This is a genomic window from Enterobacter cloacae complex sp. 342H5 (assembly GCF_050030905.1).
Classification (GTDB): Bacteria; Pseudomonadota; Gammaproteobacteria; order Enterobacterales; family Enterobacteriaceae; genus Enterobacter; species Enterobacter intestinihominis.
This window is the reverse complement of the sequence record NZ_JBLGVB010000001.1, coordinates 1,116,788-1,138,417: the sequence shown is the minus strand read 5'-3', so window position 1 is coordinate 1,138,417 and position 21,630 is coordinate 1,116,788. Positions and strand designations below refer to the sequence as shown.

Sequence of the window (21,630 nt, the reverse complement as noted above, 5' to 3'; positions counted from 1 at the left end):
GCGCCGCGAAGGGGTGAAAAAAAACGCACCATGGCAGTGCAGGGTGCGTTTCAGTTTTGCACCAACGGTTAAGACTGTTAGCGCATTGCCTTGTTATGGTGCATCAGGCGCTGAGCGACTCCTCCTCGCGCACGCTGGCGGCCAGCTCGTCGCCTGCCAGCTGCAACTGATACATCTGCCAGTAGCGTCCTTTCGCCTCGAGCAGCGCTTTGTGCGTACCCCGTTCAACGGCCTGGCCACGGTGCAGCACCAGAATGGTATCGGCATCGACGATCGTTGAGAGGCGGTGAGCGATCACCACCAGCGTAGTGCGATCCCGCACGGCAGCCAGCGCCAGCTGGATCGCCTGTTCGGTACCGGAGTCGATGCTTGCGGTCGCTTCATCCAGAATCAACACCTGCGGCGTCTCAATCAGCACGCGCGCCAGCGCCAGGAGCTGCTTTTGCCCGACAGAGAGGTTATTGCCTTGCTCGCCCAGCCGGGTATTGATCCCCTCGCTTAACCCGCGCGCCAGATCTGCCAGCTGCACCGTTTCCAGCACCTCCCATACCTGCTCAGGCGTGAAAGATCGTCCCAGCGTCACGTTGGCATAAAAGGTATCCGCCAGCACTACCGGATCCTGCTGCACCATCGCGACGCCTTTACGCAACGCGTTGTGGCTAAGCGCGGAAAGAGGCCGTCCATCCAGACGGATCTCCCCCTGCGTCAACGGATAGTAGCCCATCAGCAAACTGGCGAGCGTGCTTTTGCCGCTGCCGGTATGCCCAACCAGGGCGACAAAACCGCGCGACGGTACCTCGAGGTTGATATCATGCAAGACAAGCTGATCGTCGCGGTAGGCAAACGAGACATGATCAAACGCTATGGATCCACTTTCCAGCGGACGTTCATCATCGCCATAGGTCTGACGCGGCCTGTCCATCAGCTCAAACACACGCTCACCCGCGACTACCGCCTGTTGCAGCATCGATTGCTGCGTAGTGAGTTCAATCAGCGGTTCGTTAAGACGGCCAAGGTAACTGATAAACGCGTACAGCACTCCCACCTCAATGGTTCCGCGCGTCGTCAGGCCAAACAGCATCAACATCCCGCACAGCACCAGCGCAGAGAAGAGGCTCAGCAGCGGGCGTAACAGGAAGCCGTCCAGACGTAACGTCTGCATCCGCGCCATATAGTGCGAGCGACTGGCTTCTCCCATCCGCTCGCCAAAACGCGCCTGCTGGCGAAACTGCTGGATAACGCTCATGCCGTTGATCACTTCGTTGAAGCCATCATTGATGTCTGCAAGGTAAGCGCGCACGCGACGAACAATCGGCGTGCTGTAGCGCTGGTAAATTACCATCACAATCAGCACCGCCGGGAAAATAGCGATCGCCACCAGCGCCATCCGCCAGTCCAGACTGAACATCGCCACCAGCATCGCGCCAATCAATGCGGCACTGCGCAGAACCGTTGCGACAACGGTCACATAAAGGTCGCGGATCACCTCGGTGTCATTGGTGACGCGCGAAATAACCTGCCCGACCGGCTGGGTATCAAACTCGCTCAGCGGCTGGCGCAGCGCGGCATCCATCACATCCGTGCGTAGCTGCTGGACCACGCCCACGGCGGCCCGGTTAAACAGCAGCGACTGCGCATAGTGCAGCCCCGCCGCCGTCAGCTGTAGCCCGACATACGCCACACCCAGCCCCGCCACCAGCCCCAGCGGCAGATAGCTTTTCGCCACCATGTTATCGATAAAATAGCTGATAAGCAGCGGACCGGTCACCTCCGCAATCGCGGCGATCCACAGTAACAGCACGGCGATGGAAAGCGGTTTGCGCCACGGTGAGCCATAGGCGAGCAGCCGTTTTAACGTCGGCCACATCTGTCCAAACTTACGCATCGGTGACCTCCTCATCCAGCGCAGCTTCAAGCTGTTGATAGCGGTACATATCCCGATACCAGCCGGCCTGCCCGGCGAGCTGTTCATGCTGACCACGTTGGGCAATATGCCCGTGCTGAAGCACCAGAATTTCACTGGCTTCGGTAAGGGCCGACAGACGGTGCGCGCTGATGATGACCGTGCGCCCCTCCCCCCACTGGCGAAGGTTATGCAGAATTTGATGCTCGGTACGCCCGTCAACCGCGGACAGCGCATCATCCAGAATCAGGATCTCAGCGTCCAGCAGCAGCGCGCGGGCAATAGAGATACGCTGTTTTTGTCCACCGGAGAGCATAACGCCCCGCTCACCCACTTCTGTGTCGTAGCCCTGCGGCAGGCGCAGAATATCCTCATGTACGCTGGCTAAGCGCGCCACATGCTCGATCTGGTCCTGTGTCGCCGTCGGGCACCCGAGCGCGATATTGTTGGCTATGGTGTCTGAAAACAAAAACGGCGTCTGGCTGACGACCGCCAGGCGGCTGCGCCAGTCATCCAGCAGCAGACGTGGCAGGGGGACGTCATGGAAACGGATATCGCCTTCGCTCACGTCAAAATGGCGCTGAATCAGTGACAGAATGGTGCTTTTACCGGAGCCCGTCGGGCCGCAGATGCCCAGCATCTGACCAGGACGCAGCGTGAAACTGACGTTTTCAAGCACCGGATGTTCCGTTTGCGGGTAGATAAAGACGCGGATATCAGCCTTCAGAACACCCGGACCTTCCGGTACCGGCTCGCTGCCATCGTTCACTACCGGCACTTCCGCCAGCATGGCGCGGATACGGCTGTAGGCGGCGCTCCCACGTTCAACGATGTTAAACATCCAGGCCAGCGCCAGCATCGGCCAAATCATCAGCCCGAGGTACATCGCAAAGCTGGTTAACTGCCCGAGGGTCATGGTGCCTCGCACCACCATCCAGCTGCCGCCGCCCACCGCCAGCAGGTTCGCCATGCCAATCGCAATATAAATTGTCGGATCAAAGCGGGCGTCTATACGCGCCACGCGCATGTTTTTCGCACCGGTATCGGCGGCGTCGGCCGCAAACAGCGCGGACTGCCTGTCTTCCAGACCAAACGCTTTGATCATGCGGATGCTGGTCATGCTCTCCTGGGTGCGATCGTTTAACGACGAGAACGCCGCCTGCGCCAGCTTAAAGCGTTCATGGAGCTGCTCGCCGTAGCGGTTAATCGCCAGCGCCATCAGCGGCATCGGCAGCAACGCCAGCAGCGTGAGCTCCCAGCTAATTTGCGTAGACATCACAATCAGTACCGCACAGCCCATCACCAGGGAATCCACCAGCGTTAACACCCCTTCACCGGCGGCAAACACCACACGGTCCACATCGTTTGTGGCGCGGGCGATGAGATCCCCGGTACGGTGACGCAGATAAAACTCAGGGTGCTGGCGGCTCAGCTGGCGGTAAAAGTCCTCGCGCAGCTCAACGGCAAGCTGATAGGACGCGCCGAACAGCAGCACGCGCCAGACATAACGCAGCAGGTAAACCACCACGGCCGTCAACACCAGCGTACCGACCCACATCATCACCCGTGCGGCGGTGTAATGCTGTTCCGTAACACCATCCACGACGTATCCCACCACTTTGGGCGGGATCAGTTGCAAAATGGCAATGATAATAAGCAGGGCCACCGCGCCGAGGTAGCGTTGCCACTCCCGACGAAAGTACCAGCTTAATTGGGCAAATAATCGCACGCGGTCTTTTCCTGAAGATATTTTATGAAGTTATTCAATGGGTAACGCTGTGGTGTATTTAATCTGTTCCATGGCGAAACTGGAGGTGACATCGGACAAGCCCGGTACGCTATTGACCAGCCGCTTGTAAAAATCATCGTAGCGCTTCATGTCTGCCACCTGAACGCGCATCAGATAGTCGTATTCCCCCGCCATGCGCCAGAAGCCGAGCACCTCGGGCATGTCGGAAACCTGGGTGACGAAGCGGCTGTACCATTCGCTGCTGTGATGCTGCGTTTTTATCAGGACGAAGGCGGTCAGTCCAAGCCCCAGTTTTTCGGGGTCCAGCAGCGCCACACGTCCCAGCAGAATGCCATCGTCTTCCAGCTTCTTGAGGCGCTTCCAGCACGGTGTGGTGGTCAGATTAACGGCATCTGCCAGCGCCTGCAAAGAGAGGGTGCAGTCGCTTTGCAGCAAAGAAAGCAGCTTGCGGTCAATTTTATCTAGCATATCCACCTCCCGGAGAAAATTATTCTCCTTACATTCTATTTTAAAGGCCAGATAGCAACAATTTTTTCTGTGCTTTTCGCTATGCTGGGCACAAAATGACAAACGGATAACTACGATGAATAGCACCTGGGTTAAACATGCCATCAGCGAAATAAATGCCGACTATCAGCGCTCGGCAGATACCCATTTGATCCGCCTGCTTTTGCCTGGATTTCCCGGCATTCAGCTTTACCTGAAGGATGAAAGTACCCATCCTACCGGCAGCCTGAAGCATCGCCTGGCGCGTTCACTCTTTTTATACGGTTTATGTAACGGCTGGATTAAAGAAGGCACCACGATTATTGAATCGTCGTCCGGATCAACTGCCGTCTCAGAGGCCTACTTTGCCCGCCTGCTGGGCCTGCCGTTTATCGCTGTGATGCCCTCCTGCACGGCGAAACGTAAAGTTGAACAGATCGAATTTTACGGCGGACGCTGCCACTTTGTGGAAAGCGCCTGCGAAATCTATGCGGCCTCCGAAATGCTGGCCCGCGAACTAAATGGTCACTATATGGACCAGTTCACCTTCGCCGAGCGCGCCACCGACTGGCGCGGCAATAATAACATTGCGGACAGCATTTTCCGCCAGATGACCCACGAGCCACATCCCGTCCCCTCTTACATTGTCATGAGCGCGGGCACGGGCGGAACCTCCGCCACCATCGGACGTTATATCCGCTGTCAGGGTTATGATACGCAGCTGATGGTGGTTGACCCTCAGAACTCGGTGTTCCTTGATTACTGGCAATCTCGCGATGCCAGCCTGCGCAGCCCTGTGGGGAGCAAGATCGAAGGAATTGGTCGCCCGCGCGTCGAACCCTCGTTCATTCCGGACGTTGTGGATGAGATGCTCCGCGTGCCGGACGCCGCCAGCGTCGCGACGGCGCACTGGCTGGAGACACAGCTTGGCCGTAAGGTCGGAGCCTCTACCGGCACCAATATGTGGGGGGCGCTACAACTGGCCGCGAGAATGCGTGAAGAAGGCCTTAGCGGCTCTGTCGTCACGCTGCTGTGCGACAGCGGGGAACGCTACCTGGACACCTATTACAACGCAGAATGGGTACAGGCCAATATTGGCGATGTTGAACCGTGGAAAGCGCAGATTTTGCATCTGGTGAAATAAAAAAAAGCCAGGCTTTAGCCTGGCTTGCTGGAAGGAGCTCGCTATTCGGGGGAATATGGGAGGTTATTTTTGTCCAGCCAATGCGTCAAAAAATGGGACACCGCTTCGTTACGACAGTGTCCGATAACCGGTAAATGCGGGAGCGCGGCGATAAGTTGCGGCATCGCGTTCCCCATAATCAGACCACGGCCTACGCTGCTCAGCATCTCGTGGTCGTTCATGGCGTCACCAAAGGCCATACAGTCCTGCATCGTCAGCCCCAGACGATCGCTCAGCACCGCCAGCGCAGATCCTTTGTTACAGCCCACCGGCAACACTTCAAGACAGTCCACCGCCGAGAAGGTCAGGTGCGCCCGGTCACCCAGCGCCTCGTTAAGCTGAATACGCAGGCGGCAGAGATCGTCGTGATCGCCGCAGAAGCAGATCTTGGTTACCTTGTGTGCCGGAATGCGGCGCAAATCGATGAGCTGATATTTAAAGCCACTGTAAACGTGAGCGTGCAGCAAGGCCGGGATCTCACGCCCGGTAAACCAGCCTTCATCGTTAAAAACATGCACGCTGGCCTGCGTATCCCAGGTGCTGTGCAGGACGATGTCCGCCACTTCCGGATCCAGATCCTGACGGTGCAGCACATCGCCCTCGACGGAGTGAATGCGCGTCCCGTTGCCGGTGATCAGGAACGCATCGAGGGCAAATGTTCCCAGCAGATGGCGCATCTCCAGCACATGACGACCAGTGGCAAACGTCAGGGTGACTTCACGCTCGCGCAGGCGCTTAAGTGTGTTCAGGGTTTTCTCCCCTAAACGGTGATCCGGCATTAACAGCGTGCCGTCCATATCAAATGCAGCGAGCCGAGCCATAATTACTCCCGAAATGTGATGCGGTTAACTTGTGCATCAGTATTACGTGAGATATACGGAAGTAATAGTGAATAGATGATAATTATTGTTCCGGGTTTTTCATGCGCCAGCTTAACCGTCTTAACCAGTATCAGCGTCTGTGGCACCCCTCCGCCGGCGCAACGCAGCAGGTGACCATCAGTGAACTTGCCAGCCGCTGCTTTTGCAGCGAGCGACATGTACGCACCCTGCTGCGCCAGGCGCAGGAGGCGGGCTGGCTAAGCTGGCACGCCCGCTCCGGACGAGGAAAGCGTGGGGAATTACGCTTTCACGTCACCCCGGATTCGTTGCGTAATACGATGATGGAAGAGGCCCTGAAAAGTGGACAGCAGCACAACGCGCTGGAGCTGGCCCAGCTCGCGCCTGAAGATTTGCGATCGCTGCTGCATCCGTTTATGGGCGGGCAATGGCAGAACGATACGCCGACGCTGCGTATTCCCTACTATCGTTCGCTGGAGCCGCTTCAGCCGGGGTTTCTCCCTGGCCGGGCGGAGCAGCATCTGGCGGGACAGGTATTCTCTGGTTTGACGCGTTTTAATGGTAACAGCAGTGAACCCACGGGCGATCTGGCGCATCACTGGGAAGTCTCTGCTGACGGCCTGCGTTGGCATTTCTACATACGCTCCACCCTGCACTGGCATAACGGCGATAAAATAGAGACGGCACAGCTCAGGCAAAGCCTGACGGCGCTGCTATCGCAGCCCGGCATGGACACGCTTTTCCGCAGCGTCTTACGTATCGAAACCACGCATCCGCAAAGCCTGACGTTTATTCTCCATCAACCTGACTACTGGCTGGCGCACAGGCTGGCAACATACTGTAGCCGTCTGGCGCATCCCGATTACCCCGTGGTGGGCAGCGGTCCCTTTCGGCTGAGCGTTTTTGAGCCTGAACTGGTGCGTCTGGAAAGCCACGAGCAGTATCATCTTGGCCATCCGTTACTTAAGGCTATCGAGTACTGGATCACGCCCCAGCTTTTTGACTACAGTCTGGGCACCAGCTGTCGCCACCCGGTGCAAATCGCCATTGGCGAGGCCGACGAGCTGGCCAGCCTGCGGCTGGTGAGTAACAGCACCAGTCTGGGCTTCTGCTACCTCACGCTGAAACAAAGTCCGCGTCTGAGCGAACTTCAGGCAAAGCGGCTGATTAATATCATTCATCTCTCAACGCTGCTGCATACGCTTCCCCTGAACGAAGGGCTCATCACTCCTACCGAGGAACTGCTTCCCGGCTGGGCGATCCCCCAATGGCCTGATTTAACCGACGTTGTGCTGCCAGAGGCATTGACGCTTGTCTACCACCTGCCGGTTGAGCTTCACACCATGGCCAGCCAGTTAAAAGCATACCTTGCGCGGCAGGGCTGTGAACTGACCGTCATCTTTCACGACGCCAAGACGTGGGACGGTTGCCAGCAGCTTGCCGATGCAGACATCATGATGGGAGACAGACTGATTGGCGAAGCGCCAGCGTACACCCTTGAGCAATGGCTCCGCTGCGATGCGCTCTGGCCGCATCTGCTGAGCGCACCGGCATACGCCCATTTGCAGGCCACACTGGATGCGGTGCAGACGCAGGCCGACGAACGTGACCGACACGCAGGACTTCAGGCTATCTTCAGCCGATTAATGGAGACAGCCGTCCTGACACCGCTCTTTAACTACCAGTATCAAATCAGCGCTCCTCCGGGCGTCAACGGAATACGCCTTAACACTCGCGGCTGGTTTGACTTCACCGAAGCCTGGCTTCCTCCACCAAACGCGTGAAGAAGCTGGTCGCCGCTTTAGCCAGGCGTTAACATGACGCTTTTACCGTAACTGTCGAGATGATCTATGAAACGTGCCGTCGTCGTGTTCAGCGGAGGACAAGATTCCACAACCTGCCTGATTCAGGCACTTCACCAGTATGATGAAGTGCACTGCGTCACTTTTGATTATGGTCAGCGTCATCGCGCTGAAATCGATGTCGCTCGTGAACTGGCCCTCAAACTGGGCGCCCGCGCTCATAAAGTGCTGGACGTGACGCTGTTAAATGAACTGGCCGTCAGCAGCCTCACCCGCGACAGCATTCCGGTGCCTGATTACGAACCGGATGCCAGCGGCATTCCGAATACCTTCGTACCTGGGCGTAATATTCTCTTCCTGACCCTGACGGCAATCTATGCCTACCAGGTGAAAGCCGAAGCGGTGATCACGGGCGTGTGTGAGACCGACTTCTCTGGCTACCCGGACTGCCGGGATGAATTCGTGAAAGCGCTCAATCACGCCGTGGATCTGGGAATGGCAAAAGAGACCCGCTTCGAAACGCCGCTGATGTGGCTGGATAAAGCCGAAACCTGGGCGCTGGCCGACTACTGGGGCAAGCTGGATGTCGTTCGCAACGAGACCCTGACCTGCTACAACGGCATTAAAGGGGACGGCTGCGGGCAGTGTGCCGCCTGTAACCTGCGCGCGAACGGTCTGAATCATTATCTTGCGGATAAAGCGGGCGTGATGGCCGCGATGCAGAAAAAGACCGGTCTGAAATAAGGGCTAACTGTCCGCGCTGTCGTACAACAGGAGTCGACAGCGCGGGCATTCCTGAATATTACTTATGCGATCATCAGCTCCAGCTTTTCGCGCAACTCCCCTTCCAGCGGCAACGCTTTCTGGGTTTTGAGATCGATACAGACAAAGGTGATCAGCGCATCGGCCACCACCTGCCCTTCTGGCTCAAGCGTGACGACCTGGCTCAATACACCACTTTTGCCATTCAGTTGTTGGACCTCACTGGTCACGGTGAGCACATCCCCAAGCACAGCCGGGCGGCGGTAGTTAATGTTGATGTTGACGACCACAAACGCGATGTTGTGTGCGGTCAGCCACTGGAAGCTTTCGCTGTTCTCCAGGCCATCCCAGCGCGCCTCTTCAAGAAATTCAAGGTAGCGGGCGTTATTGACGTGCTGGTAAACATCGAGGTGATAACCACGGACTTTGATTTGTGTCTGCATAGCGCAATAGCCTTTCGTTGTTATAGGTTCAGAGGTCATAACTGGTATGACCTCTTTATCCTGGCAAATTTTTGCCGCAGTGCAAGTGATTACGCGATTACAGCGTCAGGTGTGCGAGATTGCGCTCAACCAGCGCGCTGCCCATACCCGGCACCTGCTTGAGATCGTCAAGGGTTTTGAAAGGACCGTACTCCTCGCGGTAGCTAACAATGGCCTGGGCTTTTTTAAGTCCCACACCGTTCATCACGCGCGCGAGCTCTTCTGCCGATGCCGAATTGATGCTGACTCGCGTACCGTCATCCTCTGCACTTTTACCGGCATCAGTCGCTTTTGATTGCGTATGAGCCTGCGCAGCTGAGTCTGTTTTGGTCTGTGCAGCCTGCGCTTTAGCCGAGGGCGACGCCGCCAGCGCGACCGCACTCATCCCGGAAGTGGCAATAGCCAGTGTAATTAACAGTGCTTTGATTCCACATTTCATGCTGTTTTCTCCTTGTTTGTTGACAGCCACGCCACGATAGCCGTACGAGAAAACAGGGACAAACAGCAGATTGCAGAAATGGAAAAGGCCGCGAAAGCGGCCTTTAGTTTTTGCAGAGCGTTACGAAAATCTGCGAGCAGGTACGTAATTATTGCTCCTGGGTCACCACATCACCCAGCTTGATTTTGGCTTCTTTACGCAGGTTGCTCATCATCGCTTCGAAAGCAATCTGGGCATTATTCTGGGTAATTCCCTGAACCATGGCCTTCTTCTGCGCGTCTGGCAGCGTGCCGGCTTTGACTTCATCCAGAGCCAGAATCACCACGTTACCCTGCATATCGGTCGTGGTGCCAAAGACAGGTTTGTCTTTCGCCGGCAGGCTCAGACCAAACGCCGCCTGGCTGACAGGATCCTGACCGGTACGGCTCAGCGTTTTGGCTTCGCCAAAGCTCAGGCCAGCCGCTTTCAGTGCATCGTTCTTACCGGCTTTCAGATCGGCCAGAATTTTCTCTGCATCCAGTTTTGCCTGCTGTGCCGCTTTGTTGTGTTTGACCAGCGCCACCACCCGATCTTTCACTTCCGCCAGGGGCTTCACTGCCTCGGCTTTGTGCTCGCTGACGCGCAGTACGAACGCACGGTCACCGTCAACGGTAATGATGTCTGAGTTGCTGCCCGGCGTACCGTTCTCACCTACCAGACCACCATTGAAAATGGCATCTGAAACCGGTTTGAAGTTCAGTTCTTCCGGCAGATTTTCATGGCTGAACCAGCCCGTCTCAACCGCTTTCACGCCAGCAGCCTGCTCAGCGCCCGCCAGTGATTCGTTGTCGTTGCTTGCGGCATCGCTCACTTTCTGTTGCAGAGCATAGAAGGCGTCCAGCGCTTTCTCCTGCTTCACTTTCGCAGCGATATCATCACGAACGTCAGCCAGCGGCTTGGTTTTCGCCGCCACGACATCGTCCAGACGCGCCACCAGGAAGCCAACGGAGGATTTGATTACACCAGACAGTTGGCCTTTCTCTTTAAGACCCGCATTTTTCAGCTCGTCCGGGGTAGTGGAATCTTCCAGCCAGCCCATATCACCACCGTTTTTGGCAGAAATAATGTCGGTGGATTTTGCTTTCGCCACGGTCGCGAAATCAGCGCCTTTGTTCAGCTCGTCCAGCACGGCTTTTGCTTCTGCTTCCGTTTTGGTCTGGATCACGCTGTAACGGTTACGCTGCGGCTGAGTGAACTGATCCTGATGCTGGTCGTAATAAGACTGGATCTCGGCGTCAGTCGCGTTTTTCTGCATCGCGGCAGCATCCAGCTTGATATAGCTTACGCGGAACTGTTCAGGAGAGATGAAGTTGTTCTTGTTTTGCTCGTAGTAAGCATTAACTTCAGCGTCGCTAACCTGCTGTTTCGCCGCCAGTGCATTGACATCAATCGTCGCTTCACGCACCACGCGTTGCTGCGCCACCAGTGCCGCCAGCGCTTCAGTTTCGCCTTTCAGCATGAAATCGGTGCCCACCACCGCGTTGATCAGCTGTTGCGTGGTCAACTGGTTACGCAGCGCCTGTGCGTACTGGTCAGCCGTCATCCCCATCTGGTTAACAATGCTGTTGTAACGCGCGTTGTCGAACTTCCCATTAGACTGGAAAGCCTGCGTCGAGAAGATGGCTTTTTTAACCTGCTCATCGCTGATGCCCAGACCGAGGCTTTTCGCGTACTGGTCCAGCAGCGCTTCGTCGATAAGGCGGTTCAGCGTCTGCTGACGCAGGTTTTTCATATAGCCTTCGTTGGCTGCAAGTTCAGAGTATTGGTCGCCCAGCTGTTGCTGCATGCGGTTACGTTCACCAGCAAAAGCGTTCTCGAACTGCCCACGGCTAATTTCCTGGCCATTCACTTTTGCGGCGTAGTTCGCGCCACCGCCGATGAGGTAACTACTCACACCGGTCAATATGAACGACACGATAATGATACCGAAAATAATCTTGAGCACGAGACTGTTAGCAGCCGTGCGTAAGCTGTCCATCATGGTGTAACAACACTCCGCTGTAGGTGACTGGTTACCTGACGCTGACGGAAAATCCTGACCGTCGCGCGTAAAGGCGTATTGTGACAAGAAAACAGGGCAATTGTCAGCCCACAACTCGCATAAACTCGCACAAATCAGGTCTGGACAAACAAAAAAGGCACATCAAACGATGCGCCCTTGTACTTTTCAGCTTCCCTGGAGCGGGAAAGCAATCAATTTACTGCGTCTTTCAGCGCCTTACCTGCACGGAAACCCGGCACTTTAGCGGCAGCAATGGTGATCTCTTTACCGGTCTGCGGGTTGCGGCCAGTACGGGCAGCACGCTCTTTAACCGCAAAAGTACCGAAGCCTACCAGTGCAACGTCGTCCCCAGCTTGCAGAGATTCAGTAACAGAAGCAATTAAAGCATCTAAAGCACGTCCAGCTGCAGCTTTAGAAATATCAGCACCCGCAGCAATTTTGTCAATCAGTTGAGATTTATTCACTGTTCTCTTCCTCTCTTTATAATTTATATCGCACCTGAATCCTTCACAGCGCGACCGCGCAGCAGTTATATCAGTCCTGCTATGACCTTACAACACCCGTTGTTGATGGCTAACCCAATCAGCAATCTAAATTAGCTATACAAAAAAAGGCTGGCAAGTACGAAATGACTTACCAGCCTTGTTTTTATTAGCGCTCTTTGCGCGAGGTCACTATTTTGCGGTTACAACCTGCATTCCGGACGGTTCATTTTGCAGTGCGAGAGTCAGAACTTCCTCAATGCGTTTCACCGGATGGATCTGCAAATCGGCAATAACGTTGTCCGGAATCTCTTCCAGATCGCGTTTATTCTCGTAAGGAATCAATACGGTTTTGATCCCACCACGGTGTGCCGCCAGCAGTTTTTCTTTTAACCCGCCGATGGGCAGTACCTGACCACGCAGCGTAATTTCACCAGTCATGGCCACATCAGCACGGACCGGGTTACCCGTCAGGCAGGAAACCAGCGCCGTGCACATAGCAATACCCGCGCTTGGGCCATCTTTCGGCGTCGCCCCTTCCGGAACGTGAACGTGAATGTCGCGTTTTTCGTAGAAATCCGGGTTAATACCCAGTTTTTCCGCGCGCGCACGCACCACGGTCAACGCTGCCTGGATGGACTCCTGCATCACTTCACCGAGCGAGCCAGTGTAGGTCAGCTTGCCTTTACCCGGTACACAGGCGGTTTCAATGGTCAGCAGATCGCCACCCACTTCCGTCCACGCCAGTCCAGTCACCTGACCAACGCGGTTTTCGTTGTCCGCACGGCCATAGTCGAAGCGTTGAACGCCGAGGTAAGCATGCAGATTGTCGCCGTTAATCACGATGTGCTTCAGGCTCTTATCCAGCAGCAGCTGCTTAACCGCCTTGCGGCACAGTTTAGAGATCTCACGCTCAAGGCTACGCACGCCCGCTTCACGGGTGTAGTAACGAATAATGCCGACAATAGCGCTGTCCTCAACGGTCAGCTCGTTAGCTTTCAGCGCGTTACGCTCAATCTGCTTCGGCAGCAGGTGCTGCTTAGCAATGTTCAGCTTCTCGTCTTCGGTATAACCGGACAGACGGATCACTTCCATACGGTCCAGCAGCGGTGCCGGAATGTTCATGGAATTCGACGTCGCCACGAACATCACATCGCTCAGGTCGTAATCGACTTCCAGGTAGTGATCGCTGAACGCCACGTTCTGCTCTGGATCAAGCACTTCCAGCAGCGCCGACGCCGGATCGCCACGCATGTCCGAAGACATTTTGTCGATCTCGTCGAGGAGGAACAGCGGGTTTTTGACGCCCACTTTCGCCATCTTCTGGATCAGCTTGCCCGGCATAGAACCGATATAGGTACGGCGGTGACCGCGGATTTCCGCTTCATCACGCACGCCGCCCAGCGCCATACGGATGTACTTACGTCCGGTCGCTTTGGCGATGGACTGGCCCAGAGAGGTTTTACCCACCCCTGGAGGCCCTACCAGGCACAAGATTGGACCTTTGATTTTGTTCACACGGCTCTGTACCGCGAGGTACTCAAGAATGCGGTCTTTCACACGTTCCAGGCCATAGTGGTCGGTATCGAGGATTTCCTGTGCCTGACGCAGGTCTTTTTTGACCTTGCTGCGGGCATTCCATGGAACCTGAACCATCCACTCAATGTAGCCGCGTACAACGGTCGCTTCCGCCGACATCGGAGACATCATTTTCAGTTTCTGCAACTCAGCTTCGGCTTTCTCTTTCGCCTCTTTCGGCATCTTCGCCGCGTCGATCTTACGCTTCAGCGCTTCGTTTTCATCCGGCGCATCGTCCATCTCGCCGAGCTCTTTCTGAATGGCTTTCATTTGCTCGTTCAGATAGTACTCACGCTGCGATTTTTCCATCTGCTTTTTGACGCGGTTGCGAATGCGCTTCTCAACCTGGAGCAGATCGATCTCAGACTCCATCATCGCCATCAGGTATTCCAGACGTTCGTTAACGTCGGACATTTCCAGCACGGACTGTTTGTCAGCCAGCTTCAGCGGCATGTGCGCAGCGATGGTATCCGCCAGACGTGCAGGATCGTCGATGCTGTTCAGCGACGTCAGCACTTCAGGTGGGATTTTCTTGTTCAGCTTGATGTAGCCTTCAAACTGGCTGATCGCGGTGCGTACCAGCACTTCCTGCTCGCGCTCATCAAGTTCCGGTGAATCAAGGTACTCTGCCTTCGCAGAGAAGTGCTCGCCATCGTCTGACAGAGTGGTAATACGCGCGCGCTGTAAGCCTTCCACCAGCACCTTCACGGTGCCATCTGGCAGCTTCAGCATCTGCAAAATAGAGGCCACGGTCCCGACGGTGAAAAGATCGTTTACACCCGGCTCATCCGTTGATGCTTCCTTCTGCGCAACCAACATGATTTTTTTATCATGATCCATGGCGGCTTCGAGGCAACGGATAGATTTTTCCCGCCCTACAAATAAGGGTATGACCATGTGCGGATAAACCACCACATCGCGCAACGGCAATACGGGGATTTCAATGCGTTCAGAACGCTCAGGATTCATAGAGCTCTCTCTTAGTTTAGTGTCCGCCAGGTAAACTGGTCATGTAACTGTGCTTCACACAACCATTAACATGTAATCCAGTATATGGGGATGTTTCCCATACATTCAACGCCATGAATACGGAAAAAGTAAAGGGGAGATAAAATCCCCCCTTTTTGATTAACTGATTGTATGAAATGGTGAATTATTCGCCAGATGCCTGCTGCGCTTCCGGTTTACCGTAAATCAGTAACGGCTTGGTCTGGCCACCAATGACGGACTCGTCGATCACGACTTTTTCGACATCTTCCATAGAAGGGAGATCGTACATCGTGTCGAGCAATGCTGCTTCCACGATAGAACGCAGGCCACGGGCACCGGTTTTACGCGCCATCGCTTTCTTGGCAATCGCGTCCAGTGCTTCGTCACGGAATTCCAGCTCAACGCCTTCCAGATTAAACAGCGCCTGATACTGCTTGGTCAGCGCGTTTTTCGGCTCTTTCAGGATCTGAATCAGCGCGTCTTCGCTCAGTTCGTTCAGGGTCGCCACAACCGGCAGACGGCCGATAAATTCCGGAATCAAACCAAATTTGATCAGATCTTCCGGTTCAACCTGCGCCAGCAGCTGGCCTTCGTTTGGTTTTTCAGACGTAGCTTTCACCGTTGCGCCAAAACCAATGCCGGAGCCGGTTTCCACACGGTGAGAGATCACTTTATCCAGGCCTGCAAACGCACCACCACAGATAAACAGGATCTTGGAGGTATCAACCTGCAAGAATTCCTGCTGCGGATGTTTACGCCCACCCTGCGGTGGAACAGCCGCAACCGTACCTTCAATCAGCTTCAGGAGCGCCTGCTGCACACCTTCGCCCGAGACGTCACGGGTGATGGATGGGTTGTCTGATTTACGGGAGATTTTGTCAATCTCATCGATATAGACGATCCCGCGCTGGGCTTTCTGCACGTCGTAATCGCACTTCTGGAGCAGCTTCTGGATAATATTTTCAACGTCTTCGCCCACATAACCGGCTTCGGTCAGGGTGGTGGCATCCGCCATGGTGAACGGAACATCCAGCAGGCGCGCCAGCGTTTCCGCCAGCAACGTTTTACCGGAACCCGTAGGCCCGATCAGCAGAATGTTACTTTTGCCCAGTTCCACGCCATTGCTGGTATCGCCGTTACGCAGACGCTTGTAGTGGTTGTATACCGCCACCGCCAGCACTTTTTTCGCCTGCTCCTGACCAATGACATAGTCGTCCAGGTGGTGGCGAATCTCGTGTGGCGTTGGTAACGCGCTGCGCTCACGGTGCGGCGCGACTTCTTTAATCTCTTCGCGAATGATGTCGTTACATAAATCGACGCATTCGTCGCAGATATACACGGACGGCCCGGCAATCAGTTTACGCACTTCATGCTGGCTTTTGCCGCAAAAAGAGCAGTACAGCAGTTTGCCCGAACCATCTTTGCGTTTATCTGTCATGAGTCCAAACCTCTTTTTAAGTTCTATGTGCCGCACATGACGACGCAAATGCCATACTCAGACGCAAGCTGCTTACAGGCAACGTGCCGCCCTAAATTAGTATAGCGGCACACTCGCGTCGCGGGCATCAATTACGATGGGTCAAAATGGAGTCGACTAAGCCGTACTCAACTGCCTCAGGTGCAGACAGGAAGCGATCGCGCTCGGTATCGCGCTCGATCTGCTCGAGTGGTTGACCCGTATGCTGCGCCATAAGTTCATTCATGCGCGCTTTTACTTTCAGAATTTCTCGGGCGTGGATTTCAATATCCGTCGCCTGGCCCTGGTAACCACCCAGCGGCTGGTGAATCATCACGCGGGAGTTAGGCAGGCAGAAACGCTTACCTTTCGCCCCTGCGGTTAACAGGAAAGCCCCCATGGACGCCGCCTGTCCCATACAGATGGTGCTGACATCCGGCTTGATGAATTGCATGGTGTCATAAATAGACATGCCCGCCGTAATCACACCGCCCGGCGAGTTGATGTACAGGTAAATGTCTTTTTCCGGGTTTTCCGCTTCCAGGAACAGCATCTGCGCCACGATCAGGTTAGCCATATGGTCTTCCACCTGGCCGGTCAGAAAGATAACGCGTTCCTTGAGCAGACGGGAATAGATATCGAAAGATCGCTCACCGCGTGAGGTCTGTTCAATAACCATTGGCACCAGCGCCATATGGGGTGCAAAGTTATCTCGTTCGCCACTGTATGACATTTCCGTCTCCTGGTTCAAAATTGAAAACACCTGCTGTACTGATTGTAACCTTATGGACGGATTATCAGCCAGTCTCAATCATCGTGATTACATACTAATGGGGGTCGCCATGCCCTATTTCAAGCATAACAACGTTTTGTTGTAACGCTAACACTGAAAGGGCGTTTTAGCACCCTTCCAGGACTAAAGCTGTGATAAAAAAAACCCGTCGCCGGAGGGCAACGGGTTTTTTGTTCAAACTTTAAACCGTTGGGGCGAAATTACGCCTGCTGGTTCATCAGTTCGGTGAAAGAGGTCTCTTTTTCGGTTACTTTCGCTTTCGCCAGTACCGCTTCAACAGCCTGCTCTTCCAGTGCAACGTTGCGCATGTTGTCCATCAGCTCTTTGTTCTTACCGTAGAACTCGATCACTTCTGATGGATCTTCGTATGCAGAAGCCATCTCTTCGATCAGGCCTTTCACACGCTCTTCGTCAGCTTTCAGCTCGTGGGTACGAATCACTTCGCCCAGCAGCAGGCCAACAACAACGCGACGTTTCGCTTGCTCTTCGAACAGCTCGCGTGGCAGTTCCATCGCTTGCTGCTGGTTGCCACCGAAGCGCTGTGCAGCCTGACGGCGCAGAACGTCGATTTCGCTGTCGATCAGGGCAGCAGGAACGTCGATGTCGTTCGCTTTCACCAGACCTTCAATCGCCTGAGACTTCACGCGGTTACGTACAGCGCCGTTCAGCTCGCGCTCCATGTTTTTACGCACTTCAGCACGCAGACCCGCAACAGAACCATCTTCCACGCCGAAACGCTTGATGAATTCTTCAGTCAGTTCTGGCAGTTCGCGCTCTTCAACTTTCTTCAGGTTGATGACGAACTTCGCTGCTTTACCTTTCAGGTTTTCAGCGTGGTATTCTTCAGGGAAGGTCACGTCGATGGTGAACTCTTCGCCTGCTTTGTGGCCTTTGATACCGTCTTCGAAGCCTGGGATCATACGACCCTGACCCATCGCCAGTACGAAATCAGACGCTTTACCGCCTTCGAACTCTTCGCCGTCTACTGAACCGGTGAAGTCGATGGTTACGCGGTCTTCCGCGTCAACAGCGCCTTCTTTCTCTTTCCAGTTCGCCTGCTGCTTACGCAGGGTATCCAGCATGCCGTCAACGTCTTCGTCAGTCACGGAAACGATCGGTTTTTCAACTTCGATTGATTCCAGACCTTTCAGCTCAACTTCCGGGTACACTTCGAACTCTACGGAATAGGTGAAGTCTTCGCCCTGCTTGTATTCACCTGGAACGTAGTTTGGCGCGCCGGCTGGATTGATTTTTTCTTTGATGATCGCGTCGATAAAGTTGCGGCTCATCAGTTCACCCAGCACATCCTGACGCACGGAAGCGCCATAACGCTGAGCAACAACATTCATTGGTACTTTGCCCTTGCGGAAGCCGTCAATACGTACTTTTTTTGCTACGTTGACCAGCTCGCTTTTCACAGCAGTTTCGATGCTGTCAGCAGCGATAGTAATCGTTACACGGCGGCCAAGGCCTTGAGTGGTTTCAACTGAAACTTGCATCTTGTTACCTCAAAAAAATCACAGTGCTCGGTCAACTCTGAATCTGTCTGTTATACCGGGATGCTCTCTTATGTGCAGATTCACATTCCCTGTCGCCAGAATCATCCCGAAGACATTCAATAAGACGCGGCATTATAGCGGCATCACTTAGGTGAGTCGAGAACGGTTGGAGCATGTTGCTGCGGCTTTTTTCACACTTTAAGGCTATTTTTAGCCTTAAAAACGCGCCATCCGCTCAAAACTCAGACAAAACAAAACGGCCCGAAGGCCGTTTTGACGAAATCTGTAAGCAACATACTGGAAAAACTCCGGCGGTTGCAAATCCGATTTATCAGGCGATGGTGCCTGCACCCCGACAAGGCGGTGATGCGAATACCGTATCCTGCAGCCCTTCCCATTCCTTAATGGTGTAGGTATGCAGCGCCAGCGCATGTACGGTTGTGGAGAGTTCTTCCGTCAAGGTGCTGTAGATCAAGCGGTGTCGGTTCAGGAAACGTTCTCCCGTGAAGCGATCGCTGACCAGAACCACTTTGAAGTGGCTTTCAGAACCTGCCGGCACGTTATGACGATAGCTTTCGTCGACAACTTCGAGAAACACAGGGTTGAACGCTGCCCTTAATTTTTCTTCTATCTGTTCACGTATCATCATGAAATCACTCCTCCGACAACGCTAAGATGTCACCCATCCCTTTAAATATTAGCCGCTTTTACCGGTTCCATTACACCGTGACAACAAATATTTAGCTTTCGTCTGATTTTCTCATCCAAACGGATGAAGTTCACTATGAGGTTCATACGTTTTGTCACTTACAGGCAGAGAAAAGCGGAAAGGTGGTCAGTTTTCGGACAAGGCGATGAATTTACATGCGTTGACCACTTCCCCTGGCCGTTGGCGATGTTATGATGGCGGCAATTTTTCTCTCTTTGCTTACGATTCGTTGAGAACCCGAAAATGTTAAAAAAAATCTTCTTTCCGTTGGTAGCACTCTTTATGCTCGCCGGTTGCGCAACCCCGCCGACGACCATTGACGTTTCACCAAAAATTACCCTGCCTCAGCAGGATCCAAGCCTGATGGGCGTGACGGTCAGCATTAATGGCGCCGATCAGCGTCAGGACCAGGCGCTGGCGAAAGTGACTCGCGACAACCAGCAGGTTACGCTGACCGCTTCCCGCGACCTGCGCTTCCTGTTGCAGGAAGTACTGGAAAAACAGATGACCTCCCGTGGCTACATGATTGGCCCAAGCGGCGCGGTTGATCTGCAAATCATCGTGAACAACCTGTACGCTGACGTCTCCCAGGGTAACGTTCGCTACAACATTGCGACCAAAGCCGATATCTCCATCATCGCTACCGCGAAGAACGGCAACAAGATGAACAAAAACTACCGTGCAAGCTATTCCGTTGAAGGCGCATTCCAGGCCTCCAACAAAAATATCGCTAACGCGGTTAACAGCGTGCTGACTGACACCATTGCCGACATGGCACAGGACACCAGCATTCACGACTTCATCAAGCAGAACGCACGTTAATCCTGCTGACTGACCCGGTGCTTCACCGGGTCAGTTCATAAGAACATGTCCAGTCACTACTTACGCATTTTCCAGCAACCGAAATCAGCTATTCTGCTGATCCTGGGTTTCGCCTCCGGTTTACCCCTTGCGCTCACCTCCGGCACGTTACAGGCGTGGATGACGGTTGAGAACATCGATCTTAAAACCATTGGTTTCTTCTCGCTCGTCGGCCAGGCTTACGTCTTTAAGTTCCTGTGGTCGCCAGTGATGGATCGCTATACCCCACCGTTCCTCGGGCGCCGTCGCGGCTGGTTAGTGATGACGCAGGTGCTGCTGTTGCTGGCCATTGCCGCAATGGGTTTCCTTGAACCGTCAACGCAGCTGCGCTGGATGGCCGCGCTTGCGGTGGTCATCGCCTTCTGCTCCGCCTCGCAGGACATCGTTTTTGACGCGTGGAAAACGGACGTCCTGCCAGCGGAAGAGCGTGGCGCCGGTGCGGCAATCAGCGTGCTCGGCTACCGCCTGGGTATGCTGGTTTCCGGCGGACTCGCACTGTGGCTTGCTGACCGCTATCTCGGCTGGCAGGGCATGTACTGGCTGATGGCCGCACTGCTGATCCCCTGCATTATTGCCACCCTGTTCGCGCCTGAACCGAGCGATGTGATCCCGGTTCCACGCTCGCTGGAGCAGGCCGTCGCCGCACCGCTGCGCGACTTCTTTGGTCGCAATAATGCCTGGCTGATCCTGCTGCTTATTGTCCTTTATAAGCTTGGCGACGCTTTCGCCATGAGTCTGACCACTACCTTCCTGATCCGCGGCGTCGGGTTTGATGCGGGCGAGGTCGGCGTGGTGAACAAAACCCTGGGGCTGTTTGCCACGATTGTCGGCGCGCTGTACGGCGGCGTATTGATGCAGCGCCTGACGCTGTTCCGCGCTCTGCTGATATTTGGCATCCTTCAGGGCGCATCGAATGCCGGTTACTGGCTGCTGTCGATCACCGACAAGAATATGATCAGTATGGGGACGGCGGTATTCTTTGAGAACCTGTGCGGCGGTATGGGCACTGCGGCATTTGTCGCCCTGCTGATGACGCTGTGCAATAAGTCATTTTCCGCTACCCAGTTTGCGCTGCTCTCTGCCCTTTCCGCCGTCGGGCGCGTATACGTTGGCCCCGTCGCGGGCTGGTTTGTTGAAGCCTACGGTTGGCCGACCTTTTATCTCTTCTCGGTGGTGGCGGCCGTGCCGGGGATTTTATTGCTGCTGGTCTGTCGCCAGACGCTGGAATATACCCAGCGGACGGAACACTTCATGCCGCGCACGGAATATCACGCTGCCTATCGGTTTGCCCTGCGTCTGCTAATGGCAGGTTGTCTTGCCCTGGTAGGGTGGCTCACGGTGCTCATCATGAATGCGACTACCGACTTGTCACTTCCTTTTGAAACCCTTCTGCTTGATGCAGGTGTGTTTCTCGCTCTGGCGGGGATCCTGACGGGTGGGATGCTGGATTTCATGTCATTACGAAAAACGCAGATGACATGAAGTAAAAAGCGAAAGGTTATTTCCCGTTGTAATAACAGCCCGAAATTATAACGGTGAAATAACCGCCATCGACAAAAAAAATATTTGTTGTTT

18 protein-coding genes are annotated in these 21,630 nt (G+C 54.7%); 5 read left to right on the top strand and 13 right to left on the bottom strand.

Annotated features, from left to right (window positions below; all coding sequences use genetic code 11):
• Positions 1-103: 103 nt before the first annotated feature.
• Genes ACQG03_RS05515 through ACQG03_RS05505 form a run of 3 tightly spaced genes read right to left on the bottom strand, consistent with a single transcriptional unit; the run spans position 104 to position 4,121 of the window.
• Positions 104-1,885 (bottom strand): SmdB family multidrug efflux ABC transporter permease/ATP-binding protein, encoded by a 1,782-nt coding sequence (locus ACQG03_RS05515; RefSeq protein ID WP_063163463.1) that lies wholly within the window; start codon positions 1,883-1,885, stop codon positions 104-106.
• A complete protein-coding gene (locus ACQG03_RS05510; RefSeq protein ID WP_045307882.1) occupies positions 1,878-3,632 on the bottom strand; it encodes a SmdA family multidrug ABC transporter permease/ATP-binding protein in 1,755 nt (584 codons plus the stop codon). Before ACQG03_RS05510 ends, ACQG03_RS05515 begins: the two co-directional genes overlap by 8 nt.
• A gap of 30 nt (positions 3,633-3,662) precedes the next feature.
• On the bottom strand, positions 3,663-4,121 hold the full coding sequence (locus ACQG03_RS05505) for an Lrp/AsnC family transcriptional regulator (RefSeq protein ID WP_022647254.1): 459 nt from the start codon (positions 4,119-4,121) through the stop codon (positions 3,663-3,665).
• A 115-nt stretch (positions 4,122-4,236) separates the two neighbouring features.
• Between ACQG03_RS05505 and ACQG03_RS05500 the strand changes: the two genes are divergently transcribed.
• Positions 4,237-5,283 (top strand): PLP-dependent cysteine synthase family protein, encoded by a 1,047-nt coding sequence (locus ACQG03_RS05500; protein ID WP_426726097.1) that lies wholly within the window; start codon positions 4,237-4,239, stop codon positions 5,281-5,283.
• Positions 5,284-5,324: 41 nt separating this feature from the next.
• Here the strand turns inward: ACQG03_RS05500 and cof are convergent, their stop codons facing one another.
• On the bottom strand, positions 5,325-6,143 hold the full coding sequence (cof, locus tag ACQG03_RS05495; RefSeq protein WP_023299454.1) for an HMP-PP phosphatase: 819 nt from the start codon (positions 6,141-6,143) through the stop codon (positions 5,325-5,327).
• Positions 6,144-6,244: 101 nt separating this feature from the next.
• Between cof and ACQG03_RS05490 the strand changes: the two genes are divergently transcribed.
• Together ACQG03_RS05490 and queC are read left to right on the top strand one after the other, a co-directional pair.
• On the top strand, positions 6,245-7,945 hold the full coding sequence (locus ACQG03_RS05490) for an SgrR family transcriptional regulator (protein WP_045622308.1): 1,701 nt from the start codon (positions 6,245-6,247) through the stop codon (positions 7,943-7,945).
• Positions 7,946-8,011: 66 nt separating this feature from the next.
• A complete protein-coding gene (queC, locus tag ACQG03_RS05485) occupies positions 8,012-8,707 on the top strand; it encodes a 7-cyano-7-deazaguanine synthase QueC (protein ID WP_045142053.1) in 696 nt (231 codons plus the stop codon).
• A 62-nt stretch (positions 8,708-8,769) separates the two neighbouring features.
• On the opposite strand, the gene ACQG03_RS05480 is transcribed toward queC, so the two are convergent.
• From ACQG03_RS05480 to bolA, 9 genes are all read right to left on the bottom strand, one after another.
• A complete protein-coding gene (locus tag ACQG03_RS05480) occupies positions 8,770-9,168 on the bottom strand; it encodes a YbgC/FadM family acyl-CoA thioesterase (RefSeq protein ID WP_017694410.1) in 399 nt (132 codons plus the stop codon).
• Between the two features lie 97 nt (positions 9,169-9,265).
• Positions 9,266-9,646 carry a helix-hairpin-helix domain-containing protein gene (locus ACQG03_RS05475; RefSeq protein WP_063150412.1) on the bottom strand — a complete coding sequence of 127 codons (381 nt, stop codon included), beginning with the start codon at positions 9,644-9,646 and terminating at the stop codon, positions 9,266-9,268.
• Between the two features lie 148 nt (positions 9,647-9,794).
• On the bottom strand, positions 9,795-11,666 hold the full coding sequence (gene ppiD / locus ACQG03_RS05470) for a peptidylprolyl isomerase (protein ID WP_063163464.1): 1,872 nt from the start codon (positions 11,664-11,666) through the stop codon (positions 9,795-9,797).
• A 212-nt stretch (positions 11,667-11,878) separates the two neighbouring features.
• Positions 11,879-12,151 carry a nucleoid-associated protein HU-beta gene (gene hupB / locus ACQG03_RS05465; protein ID WP_002444653.1) on the bottom strand — a complete coding sequence of 91 codons (273 nt, stop codon included), beginning with the start codon at positions 12,149-12,151 and terminating at the stop codon, positions 11,879-11,881.
• A 210-nt stretch (positions 12,152-12,361) separates the two neighbouring features.
• Positions 12,362-14,716: an endopeptidase La gene (lon, locus tag ACQG03_RS05460; RefSeq protein WP_006809878.1), complete on the bottom strand. Its 2,355-nt coding sequence runs from the start codon at positions 14,714-14,716 to the stop codon at positions 12,362-12,364.
• A 184-nt stretch (positions 14,717-14,900) separates the two neighbouring features.
• Positions 14,901-16,175, bottom strand: a complete 1,275-nt coding sequence (clpX, locus tag ACQG03_RS05455) for an ATP-dependent protease ATP-binding subunit ClpX (protein ID WP_006809879.1) — start codon at positions 16,173-16,175, stop codon at positions 14,901-14,903.
• Between the two features lie 127 nt (positions 16,176-16,302).
• Entirely contained in the window at positions 16,303-16,926 is a 624-nt protein-coding gene (clpP, locus tag ACQG03_RS05450) for an ATP-dependent Clp endopeptidase proteolytic subunit ClpP (RefSeq protein ID WP_006809880.1), read from the bottom strand.
• Between the two features lie 260 nt (positions 16,927-17,186).
• Positions 17,187-18,485: a trigger factor gene (gene tig / locus ACQG03_RS05445; protein WP_006809881.1), complete on the bottom strand. Its 1,299-nt coding sequence runs from the start codon at positions 18,483-18,485 to the stop codon at positions 17,187-17,189.
• A gap of 331 nt (positions 18,486-18,816) precedes the next feature.
• A complete protein-coding gene (gene bolA, locus ACQG03_RS05440) occupies positions 18,817-19,134 on the bottom strand; it encodes a transcriptional regulator BolA (protein WP_003859051.1) in 318 nt (105 codons plus the stop codon).
• Positions 19,135-19,437: 303 nt separating this feature from the next.
• Here bolA and ACQG03_RS05435 point away from each other — a divergent pair, with 303 nt between their 5' ends.
• Together ACQG03_RS05435 and ampG are read left to right on the top strand one after the other, a co-directional pair.
• Positions 19,438-20,016, top strand: a complete 579-nt coding sequence (locus tag ACQG03_RS05435; RefSeq protein ID WP_022647246.1) for a lipoprotein — start codon at positions 19,438-19,440, stop codon at positions 20,014-20,016.
• Between the two features lie 45 nt (positions 20,017-20,061).
• Complete coding sequence (gene ampG, locus ACQG03_RS05430) at positions 20,062-21,537, top strand: muropeptide MFS transporter AmpG (protein ID WP_022647245.1); 1,476 nt, start codon at positions 20,062-20,064, stop codon at positions 21,535-21,537.
• Positions 21,538-21,630: the final 93 nt, after the last annotated feature.

What these genes read in the sequence shown, in the direction of transcription:
- clpX (WP_006809879.1), bottom strand. Translation starts at nt 16,175, where the DNA reads ATGACAGATAAACGCAAAGATGGTTCGGGCAAACTGCTGTACTGCTCT.
- ACQG03_RS05480 (WP_017694410.1), bottom strand. Translation starts at nt 9,168, where the DNA reads ATGCAGACACAAATCAAAGTCCGTGGTTATCACCTCGATGTTTACCAG.
- ACQG03_RS05500 (WP_426726097.1), top strand. Translation starts at nt 4,237, where the DNA reads ATGAATAGCACCTGGGTTAAACATGCCATCAGCGAAATAAATGCCGAC.
- clpP (WP_006809880.1), bottom strand. Translation starts at nt 16,926, where the DNA reads ATGTCATACAGTGGCGAACGAGATAACTTTGCACCCCATATGGCGCTG.
- queC (WP_045142053.1), top strand. Translation starts at nt 8,012, where the DNA reads ATGAAACGTGCCGTCGTCGTGTTCAGCGGAGGACAAGATTCCACAACC.
- ACQG03_RS05515 (WP_063163463.1), bottom strand. Translation starts at nt 1,885, where the DNA reads ATGCGTAAGTTTGGACAGATGTGGCCGACGTTAAAACGGCTGCTCGCC.
- lon (WP_006809878.1), bottom strand. Translation starts at nt 14,716, where the DNA reads ATGAATCCTGAGCGTTCTGAACGCATTGAAATCCCCGTATTGCCGTTG.
- cof (WP_023299454.1), bottom strand. Translation starts at nt 6,143, where the DNA reads ATGGCTCGGCTCGCTGCATTTGATATGGACGGCACGCTGTTAATGCCG.
- ACQG03_RS05435 (WP_022647246.1), top strand. Translation starts at nt 19,438, where the DNA reads ATGTTAAAAAAAATCTTCTTTCCGTTGGTAGCACTCTTTATGCTCGCC.
- ppiD (WP_063163464.1), bottom strand. Translation starts at nt 11,666, where the DNA reads ATGATGGACAGCTTACGCACGGCTGCTAACAGTCTCGTGCTCAAGATT.
- bolA (WP_003859051.1), bottom strand. Translation starts at nt 19,134, where the DNA reads ATGATGATACGTGAACAGATAGAAGAAAAATTAAGGGCAGCGTTCAAC.
- ACQG03_RS05505 (WP_022647254.1), bottom strand. Translation starts at nt 4,121, where the DNA reads ATGCTAGATAAAATTGACCGCAAGCTGCTTTCTTTGCTGCAAAGCGAC.
- tig (WP_006809881.1), bottom strand. Translation starts at nt 18,485, where the DNA reads ATGCAAGTTTCAGTTGAAACCACTCAAGGCCTTGGCCGCCGTGTAACG.
- ampG (WP_022647245.1), top strand. Translation starts at nt 20,062, where the DNA reads ATGTCCAGTCACTACTTACGCATTTTCCAGCAACCGAAATCAGCTATT.
- ACQG03_RS05490 (WP_045622308.1), top strand. Translation starts at nt 6,245, where the DNA reads ATGCGCCAGCTTAACCGTCTTAACCAGTATCAGCGTCTGTGGCACCCC.
- ACQG03_RS05475 (WP_063150412.1), bottom strand. Translation starts at nt 9,646, where the DNA reads ATGAAATGTGGAATCAAAGCACTGTTAATTACACTGGCTATTGCCACT.